Raw genomic sequence first — 18334 nt, 5'->3', positions numbered from 1 at the left:
ACATCTAGGAGTATTCACATGGCTAGCGATTCCAGTTTTGACGTTGTCAGCAAGGTGGACAGTCAGGAAGTAGCCAACGCGCTGCACCAGGCCCAAAAAGAGATCCAGCAGCGCTACGACTTCAAGGGCGTCGGGGCAGAGATCGATTTCAGCGGCGAGAAGATCCTCATGAAGGCCGCCTCGGAAGAGCGCGTCAAGGCAGTCCTCGACGTCTTCCAGTCCAAGCTGGTCAAGCGCAACATCTCGCTGAAGTCCCTGGACGCCGGCGAGCCGTTCGCCTCGGGCAAGGAATACCGCATCGAAGCCGCCATCAAGGAGGGCATCGCCCAGGATGTCGCCAAGAAGATCAACAAGCTGATCCGCGACGAGGGCCCGAAGGGTGTCAAGTCCATCATCCAGGGCGACGAGCTGCGCGTCTCTTCTAAGTCCCGCGACGACCTGCAGAGCATCATCGCGTTGCTGAAGGACTTCGAAGAAGCCGACCTCCAGTTCATCAACTACCGCTAAGCGTCCACCGCTGCGGTACGACCTAGGCGAGGAGCCCCTGCCGGGGCTCCTCGCCTATTTCCATCTAACCGGTGCGATACCGGAGTTTAGTACTGCTGGCCGCCGGCCATGGACTCCAGGCGCGCAATACGCTGGTCCATTGGCGGGTGGGTGGAGAACATCTGCTTCAGCTTCGAACCGAACGGGTTGGCGATCATCAGGTGCGAGCTGTTGACCAGCTTCTGATCCTGGGCGGGCAACGGGGCCGCGCTGATGCCGCTTTCAAGCCGGCGCAGCGCGCTGGCCAGGGCCAGCGGGTCGTTGGTCAGCTTGGCGCCGTCCTCGTCCGCGTCGAACTCGCGGGTGCGGCTCACGGCCATCTGGATGATCGACGCGGCAATCGGAGCCAGCAGGGACAGCGCGATCAGCGCGATCGGGTTGACGTTGCGGTTCTCGTTGTTGTTTCCGCCGCCGAAGAACAGCAGGAACTGCGCCAGCGAGGTGATCACGCCGGCGATGGCCGCCGCCACCGAGGAGGTGAGGATGTCGCGGTTGTAGACATGCATCAGCTCGTGGCCCAGCACCCCGCGCAGCTCGCGCTCGTTGAGCAGCTGCATGATGCCCTCGGTGCAGCACACCGCGGCGTTCTCCGGGTTGCGTCCGGTCGCGAACGCGTTCGGCGAGGCGGTCGGCGAAACGTACAGGCGCGGCATCGGCTGCTGGGCATTCATCGACAGCTCGCGCACGATCCGGTACATTTCCGGCTGCTGCTCCTCGGTCACCGGGTAGGCATGCATCGAGCGCAGCGCGATCTTGTCGCTGTTCCAGTAGCCGTACGCGGTGGTGGCCACGCCGATCAGGGCGAAGATCCAGATGAAGCTGGCGTTGCCGGTGCCGTTGGCAATCAGGGAGCCAATTGCCAGGAGCAACGCAAACATGCCGCCAAGCAAAAGGGCCGTCTTGAATCCGTTGTTGTGTCCATGCACGATGGCGTACTCCCCTAGTCATGAATTCGTACTTAGTCTTCCTAGTCTAGTCAACGTACGGAAACGCCGCACCGTTCCGCTGCGGGGAGAAAACCTGCGCCGCGGCAGGGTGATCTTGGCAACGCCGGCGGTTAATGAAGCGAAACGGGGAACGCCGCGCACGGCTCGATGTTATAGCGTGTGATTTGTATCCACTTCTTGATAAGAAGTTTCCGGGCTCACCGCAGTCCTCCCTGTTCGAAAGCCGATCCGCCGCATGACACCACGCACCGTGAACCCCATCCGCTCGCAGCACAGCTACGGCTTGATCCAGGGAAGCACCGCCTACCTCATCTGGGGCCTGCTCCCGGTCTATTTCCTCATGCTCCCGCAGATCTCGGCCTTCGAGTTCGTTGCGGTCCGAGTGGTGTTCTCCTTGGTTTTCTGCGTCATGCTGCTGCTTGCGACCAAGCAGATGCGCCAGTTCGCGGCCATGTTCAAGGAAGGCAAGACCATGCGGCAGCTGGCGCTGGCCAGCTTCCTGATCGCGGCGAACTGGGTGCTCTACGCGGTGGCGGTGCTGACCGGACACGTGCTGGAGGCGTCGCTGGGCTACTTCATCAATCCGATCGTGGCGATCCTACTGGGCGTGCTGGTGCTGAAGGAACGGTTGCGGACCCTGCAATGGGTGGCAGTGGGCTTCGCCTGCCTCGCGGTGATCGTGCTGACCATCGGCTTGGGCCGGGTTCCTTGGATCTCCCTGGGCTTGGCTTTCTCCTTCGGCTTCTACGGCCTGGTGAAGAACCAGGTGGGCCAGAGCGGCACTGCGCTGGGCACACTGACCATGGAGACCCTGTGGCTCGCTCCCCTGGCCGCCGTGTTCATCGGCTGGCTAGCCATGGAGGACTCCTCGGCCCTGTTTGCGGCCGACCCGGCCACGGTGCTCCTGTTGGCCGCCAGCGGCATCATTACCGCTGTGCCGCTACTGCTCTTCGGCGGGGCTGCCCGGCGCTTGCCGCTGAGCACCGTCGGCTCCCTGCAGTTCCTGGCTCCGCTGATCCAGTTCATGCTCGGACTGCTGGTCTTCGGCGAGCAGATGCCGGTGGAACGCTGGATCGGATTCGGGCTGGTCTGGGTCGCCGTCATCATCGTCCTGGTCGACATGCTGCGCGCGCCCAAGGCCGGCACCATGCCGGAGCCCAAGCAGCTCGTCTAAGGCTCCCTCCGCGCACAGCGAGGCCCGCAGCTTCTCCCAGTCCTTTGGGAAAGCAGCTGCGGGCCTTGTTCATTAGCTGAACCGTCTGCCCCGCTTCTTGAGGCCTTCTGGTCGCTCCAGCGCACCCGTCCCGTGCTGCTTCACTTCGCGGCCGACAGGTCCCCTGCAGCGCCCTGCCGGGTGCCTGCCCGCGCGGGTGCGACGCGGAAGGCCGGGAAGCCCCCGGTTAATGCACGGCATCCCGCACAGCGCGAGCTGTGCGGGATGCCGTTTGGGGTGGGTTTATCCGTTCGCTGCCAATTAGGCGGCGTGCTTGCGGATTGCTGCTTCCAGCACGTCGAACGCGTCGGTGAGCAGCTCGTCGCCGATGACCAGTGGTGGCAACAGGCGGACAACGTTGCCGTAGGTGCCGCAGGTCAGGATGAGGACACCCTGGGCCAGGCACTCGTCGGCGATGGCCTTGGTTACGGCTGCGTCAGGCTGCTTGCCGCCGGCCTTGACGAATTCCAACGCGATCATCGCACCGCGGCCACGGACGTCGCCCACTGCCGGGACGTCCTTCTGCAGCGCGGTGAAGCGGGTGAAGAACTGCTCCTGGATCTCGCGGGCGCGGCCCGAGAGGTCCTGCTCCTCCATGAACTTGATGGACTCCAGCGCAGCTGCCACGGCAACAGGGTTGCCGCCGTAGGTGCCGCCCAGGCCACCGCCGTGCACGGCGTCGATCAGTTCGGCGCGGCCCACGATGCCCGACAGCGGCATGCCACCGGCGATGCCCTTGGCCACGGTGATGATGTCCGGCTCGATTTCCTCGATGTCCGAGGCGAACCAGGAGCCCGAGCGGGCGAAGCCGGCCTGTACTTCGTCGGCGACGAAGACGATGCCGTTTTCCTTGGCCCATTCGGCAATGCGAGGCAGGAAGCCGGTGGCCGGGACGATGAAGCCGCCCTCGCCCTGGATCGGCTCGATGATGATCGCGGCGATCTGGTCGCCGCCGATCTGCTTCTCCATGGCCAGGATGGCGCGCTCAGCGGCTTCCTTGCCCGAGATGTTCGGGTTCTCTTCGCGGTATGGGTAGCTCATCGGCATGCGGTAGATCTCCGGCGCCAGCGGGCCGAAACCGCGCTTGTACGGAGCTGCCTTGGCGGTCAGGCCCATGGTCAGGTTGGTGCGGCCGTGGTAGGCGTGGTCGAAGGCAACCACTGCCTGGCGGCCGGTGGCCACGCGGGCCACCTTGATGGCGTTCTCCACTGCTTCGGAGCCCGAGTTGAAGAATGCGGCGCGCTTTTCGAAGCTGCCCGGGGTGATGGCGGCAAGCTTCTCAGCCAGCTCGATGTAGCCCTCGTACGGGGCGACCATGAAGCAGGTGTGGGTGAAGCGCTGGGCCTGCTCGGCGACGGCCTTGGCCACTGCCTGGTTCGAGGCGCCAACGGTGGTCACGGCGATGCCGGAGCCGAGGTCGATCAGCTGGTTGCCGTCCACGTCGACGATGATGCCACCGTCAACGTCTGCAGCGTACACCGGGAGGGTCGAGGCGACGCCAGCTGCCACCGCGTTGGCGCGGCGAGCGGTCAGCTCCTGAGACTTGGGGCCTGGGAATGGGCCTTCGAGCTTGCGCTTCTGTTCAATGCGGTAGGTAACGTCCACCAGCTTTTCCTCTCACTATGGCTCTTGCATCCGCCGAGGAATGCAAAGTTCTAGTAGCAGAATATGTTGGCGCGAAACGTTGCACTACCGGATTCAGCACAAGGAGCTGCCGGCTTGGTAGTGCAAGTGCACAGACAAAGCGCGGCCCCCGTTCCGCGAAGGAACGGGAGCCGCGCTGGTGCTGCCGTAAATCGAGGCTACAGCGAGTGTGCCGGCTCGATCACGTCGTCATCGGTCTTCTCCGGGTGACGCGACAGGTGGATGAGGGATAGGGCCAGGCCGCCCCAGATGGTGAGCATCGAAATGATCATGAAGACAATCGCCAGTGCGCTCATTGTCAGTATTCCTTTCCTGCGGGTTCCGGAATTTCCTCGGCTTCGACATTCTTCTTGTGCTGGTGGAATTCCGGGTCATCAAGCTTGGACTTCTTGCTCCACGGAACCATGGACAAGATGATTGCGCCCACGATCAGCGCACCGGCCATGCCCCAGCCGAAGACACCGTTGAACCATGCCGGATAGCCGGAATACTGCTCGGCCATCTTGGTCTGGACCTCGTTGATGAGCATGTAGCCCAGCGCTGCCGGGCCGACGCCGCCAACCAGGACTTTCCAGCCGGTGCCCACCTTGATGGAGCTGTGGCGGTTAAGGTGCTTGGCCAGCTTCGGGAGCATGCCCAGGCCGGCGCCGAGGACGATCACGATGACCAGTGCGCAGGCAAGGATGCCGAACTGGTTCACGAACGCGTCCATGGTGTCCAGCAGGTACAGGCCCGTGGTGGTCGGGAACAGCGCCAGGGAAATCAGCGCGACCGGGATGGTCACGATCAGGGTCGCCGGTGCACGGCGCCAGCCCAGCTTGTCCTGGAACGCCGCCACGATCACTTCGAGGATCGAGATCAGCGAGGTCAAGCCGGCGAAGACCAGCGAACCGAAGAACAGCACGCCGATGACCGAACCCAGCGGCGCCTGCGACACGATGGTCGGGAAGGCGATGAATGCCAGGCCGATGCCGCTGACCGCGACCTCGTCCACGCTGGAGTTCGCGTTGTAGGCCATGAAGCCAAGGGCGGCGAACACGCCGATGCCTGCCAGCAGCTCGAAGCTCGAGTTGGCGAAGGCCACCACGTAGCCGGAACCGGTCAGGTCGCTCTTGCGTTTCATGTAGGAGGAGTAAGTCACCATGATGCCGAAGGCCACGGAGAGCGAGAAGAAGATGTGTCCGAACGCAGCAGCCCAGACGCTCGGGTTCTTCAGCGCTTCGAAGTTCGGGGTGAAGAAGGTGTTCAGGCCGTCGATGGCGCCGGGCAGGAAGACCGACTGGACCACGAGGACCAGGAACATGATGATCAGCAGCGGCATGAAGATGGCGTTGGCGCGGGAAATGCCCTTGTTCACGCCGGCCACCATGATCACGATGGCGATCAGCCAGACGGCGAACATCGGGATCAGCACCGGGCCGACGAAGTCGAAGCCAACGGTGACTTCTTCCTGGACCTTCAGGAAGTCGTTCATGAAGAATCCACCAGCGCCGTCAGGGTTCTTGTCCCAGGCCTTGGTGATGGAGAACCAGCAGTACATGGCGGCCCACGCAATGATGGCCGCGTAGTAGATGGCGATGATGAAGCAGATCAGGACCTGCCACCAGCCGAGCACTTCGGCCTTGCGATTCGCGCGGCGGTAGGACAGCGGGGCCGACCCGCGGTAGCGGTGGCCGACTGCGTAGTCCAGGAACAGCAGCGGAATACCGGCGCACAGGATGGCAACCAGATAAGGGATGAGGAATGCGCCGCCGCCGTTTTCGTAGGCGACGTAGGGGAAACGCCAAATATTTCCCAGACCAACGGCCGAACCGATCGCGGAGAGAATGAAGAGTTTGCGTGACGAGAAAGTCTCACGCTTGTCTGATGCGAGCGGAGCGCCCTGAGTAGATGATTGAGAGCTCATGTCACTAAGCTAGCGCAAAAATTTCGCAATGTGGTCACTTTTCGGCATCTTTCGCGCAAGTTTTTGAGCATTTTGCGCAAATCGTTGCAGCGGGAGACGCACCATAGAATGAACCTATGGCAATTAGTTTACGCGGACTGCTGGATCATGACGAGCTTGGTTTAAAGGCTTTGACTGATCCTACACACTCCTTGGAGACCGCGATCACATGGGGCGCGGTGACTGAGCTTCTGGACCCCTCCAAATTCCTCACCGGCCGCGAGATCGTGCTGACCACCGGAGTCCGCCAGAAGTCGGCCGCGGCGCAGATCGATTTCGTTCGCACGCTCGCGGCAAACGATGTGGTGGCGCTGGGGTTCGGTATCGGCTTGGAGCACGAAAGCGTACCGGGTCCGGTACTTGAAACCGCCCGGGAAGTAGGCCTGCCGGTCATCGAGGTGCCCTATAAAACTCCTTTCGCGGCGATTTCGCGCCTAATTGCCGAAGCGCTGAACGCCGACCACGTCAAGCGTGTTGAGAACCTGCTGCGCGCCCACCAGAAGCTGGCCCAATCCCTGCTGTCTTCGGATCTGGACCGCATGCTCACCGAGCTGTCCAAGATGCTGAGCACCGAAGTCGCCTTGAGCCTGCACGGCGAAGTGATCAGCGGCGACTTCGATCCGGGGCGAGCCTGGCACGAGCTGCCGGTGGCCACCGGGCTGCGCGACCGCTGCACCTTGCACATCGCCGAGCCCTACACCCGGGACCCCATCGTGGAATACGCCCAGTCGCTGATCGGACTGGAGCTGACCAACAAGTCCCGGCTGCGCGCCTCGCGGCGCTTGGCCAACGGGCAGGTACTGGCCGACCTTGCCTCCGGAGCGCTGTCCGGATCGGACGCGGCGGTCCGCCTGGGCGCGCTGGGCCTGGAATCCCAGCGCGAGCACTCGGTGGTGCTGGTGCAGGCCAGCGGCCAAGCCGACAGGCTGCAGACACTCCCCCTGCCCGCCGACCTCGCCTCGCAGGTCACCGCCATCGTCGAGGACCGGCTAGTGGTCATCGTGGCGTACAAGCAGGTGCAGCTGTCCATCGACCGGCTCGACACCTACCTGGCTACCGCAGGCATCCCCGCCAAGGTCGGCTACGGCGGACGCTACTCGAACACCACCGGCATCCGGTGGAGCTATTTCGAGGCCCTGGAATCGCTACGCCACGGCGAACGCGTCAATGTCCCCACCAAGCTCTCGCTGACCTCCCTGCTGTTGGCCGCCCGCGACGTGCCCTTGCAGGACCTGGCCGCCGAGGCGCTGGGCCCCATCCAGGATTTCGATTCCTCCCACGACTCGGGGCTGATGCGCACCCTGCGCGAGTACCTGAACCGCGACGGCTCCGTGGGAGCGGTGGCCGAATCGATGGGACTGCACCGCAACACCGTGCGCTACCGCATGCAGCAAATTGCCGAGCTCTCCGGCTACGACCCGAACGTCACCAGTGACCGGGTCCAACTATGGATTGCGCTCAGTGCACTTGAGCTGCGCTAGTTCTGGATAGGATTAACGCATGGCTGACATGTTTCTAGAGAAGTTCCGTTCACTCGTCCCGAAATACCTTGAGGACCAGTGGAACGAAGCCGATGGCCTGAGCGCCGGGGAATTGGCAGACCGCCTGGCCGAGGCCAAGGTCCAGATCCCCTTTGTCCTGGAGGAGTTCTACCTCGCCCTGGGCAACAACGACGATTTCATGGAGGCCTACCACTACTTCTTCGATCCCGAAGAGCTGGAAATCGAGGACGGCTACCTGTTGTTCCTCGAGGACGAGGAAGAGAAGTTCGTGTGGGGCTTCAAGCAGTCCCAGCTCGAGGTGCCGGATCCGATTGTCTACCGCCGCAACAACGCCAAGGGCAACTGGGTCAGCGAGGAGGGCACCTTCAGCGAATTCACCCTGGACATGTTCGCCTGGGTCTTCGAGGAATTAGCTGCCGAGCTGGAGGACTAGTGCTCTACCGTTCCCACGAACCGCACGGCTACCAGTGCCCGTTCTGCGAGCTGGTCAACAACCTGCCCTTCAGCGAGGACAACCTGTGCGCCCCGACGGACATGATCTACCAGACCGGCCAGGTCGCGGCGATCATGGCCTGCGACGGTTTCGGGAACTTCGGCGGGCACGTGATGATCATCCCGACAGCCCATCTTGAATCCCTGTACGACCTGGATGAGCAGATCGGCGCCGCGATCATGCGCGAGACCCGGCGTATCGCGCTGGCCATGAAGCTGGCGTGGAATCCGGACGGCACCAGCACCCGCCAGCACAACGAGCCTGCCGGGAACCAGCATGTCTGGCACTACCACCAGCATGTCTTTCCGCGGTACTGGGACGACGAGCTCTACCGCCAGCTGCGCCACCGGGTTCCTGTCGAGGACCGCGCCGCGAAGGCCGAGCAGCTGCGCGCGGCGCTCTTCAGCGACGAACACCCGCAGCGGCTCTACGAGTCCGACCTGCGGTGCTGAAAACCGCGGCTTAAACCAATGAAGTCCTGCACTTCCCTTCCGGGAGGTGCAGGACTTCGTTGCTTGGACGGTTCGCCGGAGCTAGGCTTCGCGGGTCACCACGGCGTCCGCGAAGGAGATCAGCGCGCTCTTCACGGTGCCTTCAGGCAACGGAGCCAGCACCTCGATAGCGTCGTCGGCCCAGCGGCGAGCCACGCTCCAGGCGTCCTGGACGGAGCGGTGGGCGGCGACGGCTTCCACGGCCTTGGCCAGAGCCTCGTCGCTTGTCAGGTCCGAATCCACCAGCTCGACGGCCGCCTGCGCGGCGGCGTCGCCGTTCTCGGCGGCCTGGCGCAGCAGCAGCACCGGCAGGGTCGGCACGCCTTCGCGCAGGTCGGTGCCCGGGGTCTTGCCCGAGTCGGCTTCCTTGGAGGCGATGTCGATGACGTCGTCCGCGACCTGGAAGGCCACACCGACCTTCTCGCCGTACTCGCGCAGCACTTCGATGAATTCGGGGATGCCGCCGAAGCGGGCGCCGAAGGCGCCGGAGGTCGCCAGCAGGGAGGCGGTCTTGTCGCTGATCACCTGGATGTGGTGGGCGATGGCGTCGTCGCCCTCACGCGGGCCGATGGATTCGTGCAGCTGGCCCAGGCACAGGCGCTCGAAGGTGCGCGACTGCCATAGCACCGCTTCGGGGCCCAGGTCGGCGCCGAAGACTGAAGCGCGGGCGAAGATCAGGTCTCCGGCCAGGATGGCCACGGAGTTGCCCCAGACCTCATGGGCGGTGGGAGCGCCGCGGCGCATCGGCGCGGAGTCCATGACGTCATCGTGGTACAGGGTTGCCAGATGGGTCAGCTCGACCACGGCGGCGGCCTTGATGACCTCGTCGGTCACGCCGCCGCCCAGCAGGGAAGTCAGCAGCACCAGCAGCGGGCGCACGCGCTTGCCGCCGGCTTCCACCAGGTGTCGGCTTGAGGCATCAATCAACGGGTCGGAGTTGGCCAGCGCATCGCGCAGCAGCTTCTCCACCTTGGCCATGCCCATGGAGATGGCAGGTCCGAATTCGGGATCCTCGGCGATCAGTGCAAAGCCCGAGGGAAGATTGATGGCCGCAGCAAGCACTGCGGTTTCAGGATTCAGCTCAATCGAGTCGGACACCTCGTGTCCGGCTGCGGTCCAGTTGCTCTTGGAATCAGTCACTGTTTTACGGCTTACTATCTTTCATCGGCTTGGTCATCGCATTGAACGAGGACTGCTTGCCCGCGCTGGTGGCGCACAAACATCACTTCACTCTATCCGATGCGTTCCACTGAACGCTCGCAGACCGGCGCTTGCCGCGTTTTATGGCATGGCAATGGGCCGCGAAACTGGTCAACACCGAGTTTACCGGGTCGCGCGCGATGGCGCGGCGCAACCCGCTGAAAGTCACAGCTGCATCCGGCGTGGTGACAGCGGACACCTCCTCCAGTCGCCGGTGGTCATTGCGCGGTAGGCTTAGCCCTATCATGTCTGCAGATTCGTCCGTTCTCGGCGCCAGCGGCCTTCATGCCTCGGCACCAGCGTTAACCAGCATCACCTTCGAGTACGAAGGTGCCTCCGAGCATCTCATCTCCGATTCCCTGCGCCACGGCAGCATGGTCTGGACGCGGCGCGGACGCGGGCTGGTGGGATTCGGGACCGCCGCGCGGTTGACTACCCGCGGCGAACAGCGCTTCGTCGAGGCGCGCACCTGGTTCGCGCAGCTGCTCTCACAGGCGCAGATCACCGACCCGATCAACCGGCCCGGCAGCGGCCTGATCGCGTTCGGGTCCTTCGCCTTCTCCTTCACCAGCGCCTTCGACTCGCGCTTGGTGATCCCCCAGATCGTGCTGGGGCAGGATGACGAGAAGTCGTGGATCACGGTGACCGGCAGCGCCGAACAGCTGGCTGGCCTGACTCTCGACTCCGCGCTGGAACGCGCCCGGGCCGCTAAGGACGAAGCGGCACTAGCCCCGACGACCCAGGGCGAGATCGAATTGACCAGCGGACAGCTGACCGCCGGCGCCTACCTTGACGCGGTGCGCCAGGCGCTGGGCACGTTCAGCGAGTCAGGCATCTCCAAGCTGGTGCTCGCCCGGGACATCATGGCCCGCAGCACCACACCGATCGACCTGTCCCATGTCGTGACCGCGTTGACCGAACGCTACGGCAACTGCTGGACCTACTCGGTGGACGGGTTGGTGGGCGCCACCCCCGAGATGCTGGTGCGTGTCACCAACGGACTGGCCGAGGCCCGCGTGCTGGCCGGCACCCTGGACCGGGCCACCGAAGGGGCTGACGCCCCGGACTTTGCCAAGCGCCGGCTCTTCGACGACCCCAAGCAGCGCCACGAGCACCAGCTGGCCATCGATTCGCTGACCGAAGCGCTGAACCCGATTTCCCACGGCATGAAGTCCCCGGACGAGCCGTTCATCCTGCAGCTGCCCAATGTCTGGCACCTGGCCAGCGACGTGCGCGCCGAACTGCGCCCGGACGAGCGCGGGGCGCTGCCCTCAGCACTGGACATCGCGGAGATCTTCCACCCGACCGCCGCGGTGTGCGGCACTCCCACGAAGCAGGCCGGAGCGGTGCTGCGCCAGCTGGAAGGCCTGGACCGCGGACCCTACGCCGGCCCGGTGGGCTGGGTGGACTCGCGCGGCGACGGCGAATTCGGGATCGCGCTGCGCGGAGGCATTCTGGAGGATGCAAACCACATGCGCCTCTACGCCGGTTGCGGCATCGTTCCAGGCTCGGTGCCCGAAGACGAGCTGGCCGAGTCATGGGCGAAAATGCGCCCGATGCGCCAGGCGCTGGGCGCCGAGTAGTGCCCTAGCCGGCTTCCTCGTGCTGGTCAGGTAATGGTCGGATTTGAGCACAAGTTTTACTTATGCTCCCCGACACGTGTGTGAGGTGAATCTCATCCTCGTTGTAGCGTGGTTATGATTGTGCGTACGCAATGATCCACTCGCATTACCCGAAAGTAGGTTTTGATCCTATGCGTCTGACCAAGAAACGTTTTGCCACCACCCTGGCAGCAACTTCCGTGGCACTTCTGGCCCTGACCGCCTGCGGCTCCGATAGCGGTTCGGCCGAGCCTTCGGCAGACGCCGCAGGTGGGCCGACCTTCCTCAACGCAGGCAAGCTCACCGTTTGCTCCGACATCCCCTACGAGCCATTCGAGTTCGTCAAGGGCGGCAAGAACGTCGGCTTCGACATGGACATCGCCGCGGAAATCGCCAAGGATGCCAAGGTTGAGCTGAACGTCATCGACGCAAGCTTCGACTCCATCGAATCCGGCCTGTTCAAGTCCCAGTGCGACATTGCCATTTCCTCGCTGTCCATCACCGATGCGCGCGCCAAGAAGATGAACTTCTCGACCCCGTACATGGATGACGACCTGGTGCTGATTTCCAAGGACGGTTCGGGCATCACCGATCTGGCCACGGCCAAGGACAAGAAGGTGGGTGTGCAGCAGGCCACCACCGGCGAGAAGTACGCCAAGGAACAGGGCCTGAGCAACATCGTGGGCTACGAGGACGCGGGCTTGCAGACCCAGGCCCTGCTGGCCGGCCAGGTTGACGCGCTGCTGGGCAACCAGTCGGTGCTCGGCTACGCGATCAAGGACAAGCCGGGCTACGCGGTGGTCGCCGACTTCAAGACCGGCGAGCAGCTGGGCGTCGGAGTGCCGCTGGAGCAGGCCGCCACCCTCGAGTTGGTCAACGGCACCCTGAAGCGCCTGACCGATTCGGGTGAAATGGAAGAGCTGACCGTGAAGTGGTTCGGCGAGAAGTAAGTCCTCGTCGCTAACGGACTATTTAGACGCGGGGGCCGAGCGACGCCCTGATCCGGGCGCCGCGGCGGCCCCCGCGACCTTTATGAGAGGTACACCATGGCAATGACCACGAGTCAGCGCGCCCGCCTGAGCAAAACCATCCAGATCATCCTGTTTGTTGCGATCATCGCCGCAGTGGTCTTGTCCCTGGACTGGGAAAAGACCCGCTATGCCTTCTTCTCCTTCGAGAAGCTAGGCCCGATGTTCCCGGACATGATCATTGTCGGCTTGAAGAACACCATCTTCTACACCGTTATTTCCTTCGCCTTCGGCCTGGTTGTCGGCCTGTTGCTGGCGTTGATGAAAATGGCGTCCTTCGCCCCGTACCGCTGGTTCGCCACCGCTTTTGTTGAATTCTTCCGCGGCATCCCCGCCATCCTGGTGCTGTTGGCCTTCGGCTTCGGCCTCCCCCAGGCCTTCGGCACCACCTGGCCGCAGCCGGTGAACATCATGCTGGCATTGGGTCTGGTATCTTCGGCCTACATCGCCGAGACACTGCGCGCGGGCCTGCAGGCAGTGCCCAAGGGGCAGACCGAAGCGGCACGTTCGCTGGGCATGCCTGCCTGGCGCGCCATGGTCACCATCGTGATCCCGCAGGCGTTCAAGATCGTCCTGCCTCCGATGACCAACGAAATCATCCTGCTGACCAAGGACTCCTCGCTGGCCTTCATCCTGGGCGCGTCGATGGCCCAGTACGAAATGACTAAATTCGGCCGCGATGGCATCCAGTCGCTGGACGCCGGCATCACCCCGCTGGTCGCCGCCGGCCTGTTCTACCTGGTCATCACGATCCCGTTGAGCCTGGTAGCCCGGAAGTTTGAATCCCGCTCGGCTCGGACCAAGCGCTAGAAAGGACCGACAATGACCACGACCAACAACTCGATGGCAGAACGCGCCGCCGGCGTGGAGATCTCGGACCTGCGCAAGTCCTACGGCAGCAACGAGGTGCTCAAGGGCATCAGCCTGGACGTCAGGCCCGGCGAGGTAGTCTGCCTGATCGGCCCTTCGGGCTCGGGCAAGTCCACCCTGCTGCGCTGCGTGAACCTGCTGGAGAAGCCGAACGGCGGCACCATCCACGTGGGCGGCTTCGAGGCCACCGACCCCGAGGTCAACCTGGACAAGATGCGCCAGAACGTCGGCATGGTGTTCCAGCAGTTCAACCTGTTCCCGCACCTGACCGTGCTGGAGAACTGCACCGTCGCCCAGATCAAGGTGCTCAAGCGCGACAAGGCCAAGGCGCACGCCACCGCGAAGCTGAACCTGGAACGTGTGGGTCTGGGCGACTTCGGCGGACGCTATCCGGACGAGCTCTCCGGCGGCCAGCAGCAGCGCGTGGCGATCGCCCGCGCGCTGTCCATGGAACCGACCCTGATGCTCTTCGACGAGCCGACCAGTGCGCTGGACCCGGAGACCGTGGGCGAAGTGCTGGCCATCATGAAGAAGCTGGCCCGCGAGGGCATGACCATGCTGGTGGTGACCCACGAGATGGCCTTCGCCAAAGAGGTCGCCGACCGCGTGGTTTTCATGGACGGCGGCGTCGTGGTGGAGGAGGGCGTTGCGGCCGAGGTCATCGGCAATCCGCAGCAGCCGCGAACGCAGGACTTCCTGCGCCGCGTGCTCGACCCTACCCACGTGGATATCTAGTCCTCCCCCGGAGATAGGAATCGCCGAAGCCCCGGCAGGCATCCTGGCCATCAGCCAGTTCGCCTGCCGGGGCTTCGCCGCGTCTGGCGCGGTTCCGAGTCCGGATCAGGCCGCAGGCCAGGGCAGTTCGCCCAGGCGCTTATTCAGTTCCAGATGGTGCGCGCGCAGTGCCTGGCGGCTCGCCGGGATCTCGATCAGCCGCAAGTCCCCGGGGGTGCCGCTAGACAGCAGCGAGCCGAGTTCTGCGCGGGTGAGCACCCGGTGGTAGCTCCAGCCGTAGCCTTCGGCGAGCGCCCTCAGGTCCATCTGCTGGGGCGTGGCGAACAGCCGCTCCACGCTATTGCCGTAGCGCCGGGATTCGTCCACCTGGCCGTGCTCCAGTGTGGAGAAAATCGCTCCTCCCCCGTCGTTGTAGACGACAACGTCCACCGTGGGCTTCTGCTCGCCCAGGGTCCAGAGCATCGAGCTTGCGTCATGGGCGAAGGTAATGTCCCCCATGACTGCCACGGTGTGCTGCCCGCTGCCCGCCGCCAGGCCCAGGGCCGTGGAGATGGTCCCGTCGATGCCGGCCAATCCGCGGTTCGCATGGCAGGTGCTGGCCCCCGGAACGCTCGGATCCGCAGCCAGGTCGAAGTCGCGCACGATGTTCGAGGACCCCAGCAGCAGCTGCGGAATGCGGGCGTTCCAGATTTCCTCCGCCACTGCGGCCCCGTCCAGGGTTTCGGGTTCCTGCAGTGCTGCGCGGATCGGCTGGGCCTGCGCATCCAGTTGTTGCCAGCCCTCCAGCCAGCCCCGGGGTGCGGTGCCGGCGAAGTCGACGAGCTGCTGGGGATCTGCCACGGGTGTTTCGCGCCGGCGCCCGGCCTCGTACCAGGGGGCAGGAGCCGGTTCCCAGATCACCGAGTCGATGTGCGCTGCGGCGAGCAGCCGGCCGACCGGGCGGCTGAGCGTGGGACGCCCGAACAGCACCACGCGTTCGATGCGCTCAAGACCTACCGCGATCAGCGGGCGGTAGTGGCGGATGGCGTGGGCGGAGAAGCGCGCGTTGGAGGACGGCTCGGCGAAGAGCGGCAGCCCCAGGTGCTGGGCGAAAGCCTGCGCCTCGGGACCCGCAGCGTGTCCGGCGACAACCACTGTGCGCCGCACGGCGGCGTCGGTGGGCTGCGGCCAGGCGGTTCCGGACAGTTGGGTTCCTGGGCTTGCCCAGTCCCCCGGCTCAATGCCGGTCCAGGCTTGGGTCTCCACTCGGGAATCGTCTTCAGGCGTCAGCGGGTCGCGGAATTGCAGGTTCAGCTGCACCGGGCCGGCCGGTGCCTGCGCATTGCCGCGCAGAGCGGCCAGGGCCGCATCCAGCGCAGTTGCAGGGCTGTTCCCGGCGGGGACGTTCAGCGCCGCACGAACGTGCTCGCCGAACAACGTTTTCTGCCGGGTGCTCTGGCTGGCGCCGGTTCCGTGCAGCTCGTCCGGCCGGTCGGCCGAGAGCACCAGCAGCGGCGTGCCGGTGTGGTTGGCTTCCATGACGGCGGGCAGCATCTGGCCGATGGCCGAGCCGCTGGTGGCGGCGATGGCAGTGGGCGCGCCGGTGGCCTGGGTTAGTCCCAGCGCCATGAAAGAAGCCGAGCGTTCGTCGATGCGCACATGCACCCGAAGCTTCCCTGCGGCTTCGGCTTCGGCCGCGGCGTAGGCCAGCGGGGCGCTGCGGGAACCGGGAGAAATCACCAGGTCTCTGATTCCTGCGGCAATCAGTGCCGAGAGCACCTCGCGGGCCGTGGTGATGGCACGCTGTCCATCCTGCTGCGCACTCACGCGTTCAGTCACCTCTAGTCTTGGCCGGAAAACACCCTTCCAAGTCTATCGAGTCGCCGGTTGCCCGGTACCCGGAGTTCATCCCGGGACGCGGACAGCGGCGGGAAGCCTGTCGCTTCCCGCCGCTTCCTGCCTGTCACCGGAAATGGCTAGTGCTTGCCGTGCCCATTGCCGTGGCCATGCCCGTGACCGTTTCCGTTGTTGCCCTGGCGCTCGGTGAAGACTTGGACCACGCTGGGCCGCGGGCCGTAGAACTGGCCCTTCTTCACCTTGCCCGGAGCGGCTACGAAATCGGGGAACAGCGACGCCGGCTGGGCGAAGCTGCCGCCCTCGCCCGGATGCTGCACCGCAACGAACACCGAACCGTCCTTGTCATGGATCACCGGGCCGCAGGTCTCGGCCCCGGTGGGCACCGCGAGGAACTGCTCCACGCGGCCCCGGTCCTTGCCGGTCAACGTCACCTTGTGCAGCGCGTCGGAGTAGCCGATGGTGCCCGGGGCGCCATCGGTGGAGATCCATAGGTTGCCCGCCGAGTCGAAGGCCAGGTTGTCCGGGCAGGAAATCGGGGAGACCTTCTGCGCCGGATAGCCGGAGAAGTAGGTGGAGGAGTTGACCTTCGGGTCGCCCGCCACCAGCAGGATGTTCCAGGTGAACTTGGTGGCCGTCGCGTCGTTGCCAGCTTCGGTCAGCTCCAGGACGTGCCCGTCGCGGTTTGCCACGCGCGGGTTCTGCTCGGTGGCGCCTTCCTTGCCTGCCTTGCCGCGGTCGGAGTTGTTGGTCAGCGCCACGTACAGCTTGCCGGAGACCGGGCTCGGCTCCACGTCTTCGGGGCGGTCCATCTTGGTGGCGCCGATCTTGTCGGCGGCCAGACGGGTATACACCAGCACTTCTTCCACGCTCATGCCGTCCACCATCGACTTGCCGCCGCGCACCAGCGGAAGCCAGGTGCCGGTGCCGTCGAAGGCGCCGTCCGAGGGCAGCGCCCCGCTGCCGTCGATTTCAGCGGCCGGCGAGTTGCCGGCGAACTTCGCGACATACAGGTCGCCATCCGACAGCAGGGTCATGTTGTGGCGGCGGTCGTTCTTGCGGTAGGTCCCCGAGGAGACGAACTTGTAGATGTATTCGAAGCGCGAGTCGTCGCCCGAGTAGGCGACGGCCTTGCCGTTCTTGGCGATGCGCACATTCGCGCCCTCGTGCTTGAAGCGGCCCAGATTGGTGTGCTTGACCGGGATCGACTTCGGATTCTGCGGATCGATCTCGACAACCCAGCCGAAGCGGTTCGCCTCGTTCTCGAATCCTTCATGGTGCAGGCCGAAGCGCGGGTCGGTGTCTTCCCAGCCGCGTTCGGTGGCCTTGGCCGCGATTCCGTAGCGGGCTTCCTCGGCGGTTCCGCGGCCGCGGAAGTACTGGTCGATGTTCTCCTCGCCGGAGAGCACGGTGCCCCACGGAGTGGTGCCGCCGGCGCAGTTGTTCAAGGTGCCCAGGATCTTGGTGCCCGTGCGGTCCGCTGCGGTCTTGAGCAGGTCGCTGCCCGCAGCCGGCCCGTCCACGGTGAACTCAGTCTGCATGGTGATGCGGCGGTTGCGTTCGCCGCCTTGGACGTAGGTCCACTTCTTGTCGTTCTTCTTGCGAGAGACCTCGACAACGCTGAAGCCGTGGGCGTTCATGGCGATGCGGCGGGCTTCGTCCTTGTTCGCCTCGAACCAGTCGGCGTCGAACATCATGTCTTCGTTGGTGTATTCGTGGTTGGCGACCAGCACGCCGGTGCGGCCGGAGTACTTGTCCACGATGATGTCCAGGTAGTCGCAGTTGTATCCGAACTGCTCGGCCTGCTTGCGTGCGGTCTGATTCTGCGCGTCGAATTCCGGCGAGCGCTTGAACAGCGGGTCGCCCCAGCGGATGATGCTGTGCCAGTCGTAGCCTTCGGGCACGGTCATGGTGTCCACCGAGCGCGAGACCGGGTCGATGGCCTGGAAACCGAGCTTCCCGCCGTGGGAGCCGTGCTTGCCGGCGACGGCCACTTCAGCAGCGGATGCCGGCGGGGCGCCGAACAGCTGCGGGCCGACGACCAGTGCGGAGGCACCGATGGCACCGAGCCCAAGCATCTGGCGGCGGGAGAGCGCGGAGTCGGCGATGTCGCGGAAGTACGCGTTGGATGAGTTGTTGCAGTCCGGCTTGACGCAGGCATCCCCGCATTTGAAGTGGCAGGTCGCTGCGGAACGTCCGCCGCGGGTATGGCCAAGCATCGGCAGCAGGGTACGGGTGGGATTCATTGATCCGTCACTTCCTCGGTGTGGCTCGCTCGTCAGGGGG

At 64.6% G+C, this 18334-nt stretch carries 16 protein-coding genes; 9 read left to right on the top strand and 7 right to left on the bottom strand.

Annotated features, from left to right (window positions below; translation table 11 throughout):
• The first annotated feature begins 18 nt into the window (after positions 1-18).
• Positions 19-507 (top strand): YajQ family cyclic di-GMP-binding protein, encoded by a 489-nt coding sequence (locus ATC04_RS05580; RefSeq protein ID WP_047119767.1) that lies wholly within the window; start codon positions 19-21, stop codon positions 505-507.
• 86 nt (positions 508-593) lie between these two features.
• Here ATC04_RS05580 and htpX read toward each other — a convergent pair whose 3' ends face one another.
• The gene (htpX, locus tag ATC04_RS05575; RefSeq protein WP_047119768.1) at positions 594-1472 is read right to left on the bottom strand and encodes a zinc metalloprotease HtpX; all 879 of its coding nucleotides are present in this window, start codon (positions 1470-1472) and stop codon (positions 594-596) included.
• A 256-nt stretch (positions 1473-1728) separates the two neighbouring features.
• Here htpX and rarD point away from each other — a divergent pair, with 256 nt between their 5' ends.
• Complete coding sequence (gene rarD / locus ATC04_RS05570) at positions 1729-2667, top strand: EamA family transporter RarD (RefSeq protein WP_047119769.1); 939 nt, start codon at positions 1729-1731, stop codon at positions 2665-2667.
• Positions 2668-2967: 300 nt separating this feature from the next.
• Here rarD and gabT read toward each other — a convergent pair whose 3' ends face one another.
• From gabT to ATC04_RS05560, 3 genes are all read right to left on the bottom strand, one after another.
• Positions 2968-4311 (bottom strand): 4-aminobutyrate--2-oxoglutarate transaminase, encoded by a 1344-nt coding sequence (gabT, locus tag ATC04_RS05565; protein ID WP_047119770.1) that lies wholly within the window; start codon positions 4309-4311, stop codon positions 2968-2970.
• Positions 4312-4508: 197 nt separating this feature from the next.
• Positions 4509-4646 carry a methionine/alanine import family NSS transporter small subunit gene (locus tag ATC04_RS18720; protein ID WP_082123952.1) on the bottom strand — a complete coding sequence of 46 codons (138 nt, stop codon included), beginning with the start codon at positions 4644-4646 and terminating at the stop codon, positions 4509-4511.
• A 2-nt stretch (positions 4647-4648) separates the two neighbouring features.
• Complete coding sequence (locus tag ATC04_RS05560; protein WP_047119771.1) at positions 4649-6256, bottom strand: sodium-dependent transporter; 1608 nt, start codon at positions 6254-6256, stop codon at positions 4649-4651.
• A gap of 116 nt (positions 6257-6372) precedes the next feature.
• Here ATC04_RS05560 and ATC04_RS05555 point away from each other — a divergent pair, with 116 nt between their 5' ends.
• The 3 genes from ATC04_RS05555 to ATC04_RS05545 are packed head-to-tail and all read left to right on the top strand — an operon-like array spanning position 6373 to position 8742.
• A complete protein-coding gene (locus ATC04_RS05555) occupies positions 6373-7776 on the top strand; it encodes a PucR family transcriptional regulator (protein WP_047119772.1) in 1404 nt (467 codons plus the stop codon).
• Positions 7777-7795: 19 nt separating this feature from the next.
• Entirely contained in the window at positions 7796-8230 is a 435-nt protein-coding gene (locus ATC04_RS05550) for a hypothetical protein (RefSeq protein ID WP_047119773.1), read from the top strand.
• Positions 8230-8742 (top strand): HIT family protein, encoded by a 513-nt coding sequence (locus ATC04_RS05545; RefSeq protein ID WP_047119774.1) that lies wholly within the window; start codon positions 8230-8232, stop codon positions 8740-8742. The genes ATC04_RS05550 and ATC04_RS05545 overlap by 1 nt, the downstream gene beginning before the upstream one ends.
• Before the next feature lie 81 nt (positions 8743-8823).
• Here ATC04_RS05545 and ATC04_RS05540 read toward each other — a convergent pair whose 3' ends face one another.
• Positions 8824-9921: a polyprenyl synthetase family protein gene (locus ATC04_RS05540; protein WP_047119775.1), complete on the bottom strand. Its 1098-nt coding sequence runs from the start codon at positions 9919-9921 to the stop codon at positions 8824-8826.
• A 305-nt stretch (positions 9922-10226) separates the two neighbouring features.
• Between ATC04_RS05540 and ATC04_RS05535 the strand changes: the two genes are divergently transcribed.
• The 4 genes from ATC04_RS05535 to ATC04_RS05520 all read left to right on the top strand — a co-directional run bounded on the left by ATC04_RS05535 (position 10227) and on the right by ATC04_RS05520 (position 14215).
• Positions 10227-11564, top strand: a complete 1338-nt coding sequence (locus ATC04_RS05535; RefSeq protein WP_052772449.1) for an isochorismate synthase — start codon at positions 10227-10229, stop codon at positions 11562-11564.
• Positions 11565-11734: 170 nt separating this feature from the next.
• Positions 11735-12532, top strand: coding sequence for an ABC transporter substrate-binding protein (locus tag ATC04_RS05530; RefSeq protein WP_047119776.1), 798 nt, complete (start codon positions 11735-11737; stop codon positions 12530-12532).
• A gap of 96 nt (positions 12533-12628) precedes the next feature.
• Positions 12629-13420 carry an amino acid ABC transporter permease gene (locus ATC04_RS05525; RefSeq protein ID WP_047119777.1) on the top strand — a complete coding sequence of 264 codons (792 nt, stop codon included), beginning with the start codon at positions 12629-12631 and terminating at the stop codon, positions 13418-13420.
• A gap of 12 nt (positions 13421-13432) precedes the next feature.
• Positions 13433-14215, top strand: a complete 783-nt coding sequence (locus tag ATC04_RS05520; protein ID WP_047119778.1) for an amino acid ABC transporter ATP-binding protein — start codon at positions 13433-13435, stop codon at positions 14213-14215.
• Between the two features lie 105 nt (positions 14216-14320).
• On the opposite strand, the gene menD is transcribed toward ATC04_RS05520, so the two are convergent.
• Positions 14321-16021, bottom strand: a complete 1701-nt coding sequence (gene menD, locus ATC04_RS05515) for a 2-succinyl-5-enolpyruvyl-6-hydroxy-3-cyclohexene-1-carboxylic-acid synthase (RefSeq protein ID WP_047120857.1) — start codon at positions 16019-16021, stop codon at positions 14321-14323.
• 149 nt (positions 16022-16170) lie between these two features.
• Positions 16171-18294 carry a PhoX family phosphatase gene (locus ATC04_RS05510; protein WP_060616998.1) on the bottom strand — a complete coding sequence of 708 codons (2124 nt, stop codon included), beginning with the start codon at positions 18292-18294 and terminating at the stop codon, positions 16171-16173.
• Positions 18295-18334 lie beyond the last annotated feature (40 nt).

It is taken from the genome of Arthrobacter sp. YC-RL1, assembly GCF_001454985.1.
Taxonomy (GTDB): Bacteria; Actinomycetota; Actinomycetes; order Actinomycetales; family Micrococcaceae; genus Glutamicibacter; species Glutamicibacter soli.
Note: the sequence above shows the minus strand (reverse complement) of the source record. Positions and strands in the feature narration are given on the sequence as shown.

Coding starts and splice junctions, on each gene's coding strand:
- ATC04_RS05580 (WP_047119767.1), top strand. CDS start 19: ATGGCTAGCGATTCCAGTTTTGACGTTGTCAGCAAGGTGGACAGTCAG.
- rarD (WP_047119769.1), top strand. CDS start 1,729: ATGACACCACGCACCGTGAACCCCATCCGCTCGCAGCACAGCTACGGC.
- ATC04_RS18720 (WP_082123952.1), bottom strand. CDS start 4,646: ATGAGCGCACTGGCGATTGTCTTCATGATCATTTCGATGCTCACCATC.
- ATC04_RS05560 (WP_047119771.1), bottom strand. CDS start 6,256: ATGAGCTCTCAATCATCTACTCAGGGCGCTCCGCTCGCATCAGACAAG.
- ATC04_RS05555 (WP_047119772.1), top strand. CDS start 6,373: ATGGCAATTAGTTTACGCGGACTGCTGGATCATGACGAGCTTGGTTTA.
- ATC04_RS05550 (WP_047119773.1), top strand. CDS start 7,796: ATGGCTGACATGTTTCTAGAGAAGTTCCGTTCACTCGTCCCGAAATAC.
- ATC04_RS05535 (WP_052772449.1), top strand. CDS start 10,227: ATGTCTGCAGATTCGTCCGTTCTCGGCGCCAGCGGCCTTCATGCCTCG.
- ATC04_RS05530 (WP_047119776.1), top strand. CDS start 11,735: ATGCGTCTGACCAAGAAACGTTTTGCCACCACCCTGGCAGCAACTTCC.
- ATC04_RS05525 (WP_047119777.1), top strand. CDS start 12,629: ATGGCAATGACCACGAGTCAGCGCGCCCGCCTGAGCAAAACCATCCAG.
- ATC04_RS05520 (WP_047119778.1), top strand. CDS start 13,433: ATGACCACGACCAACAACTCGATGGCAGAACGCGCCGCCGGCGTGGAG.
- ATC04_RS05510 (WP_060616998.1), bottom strand. CDS start 18,294: ATGAATCCCACCCGTACCCTGCTGCCGATGCTTGGCCATACCCGCGGC.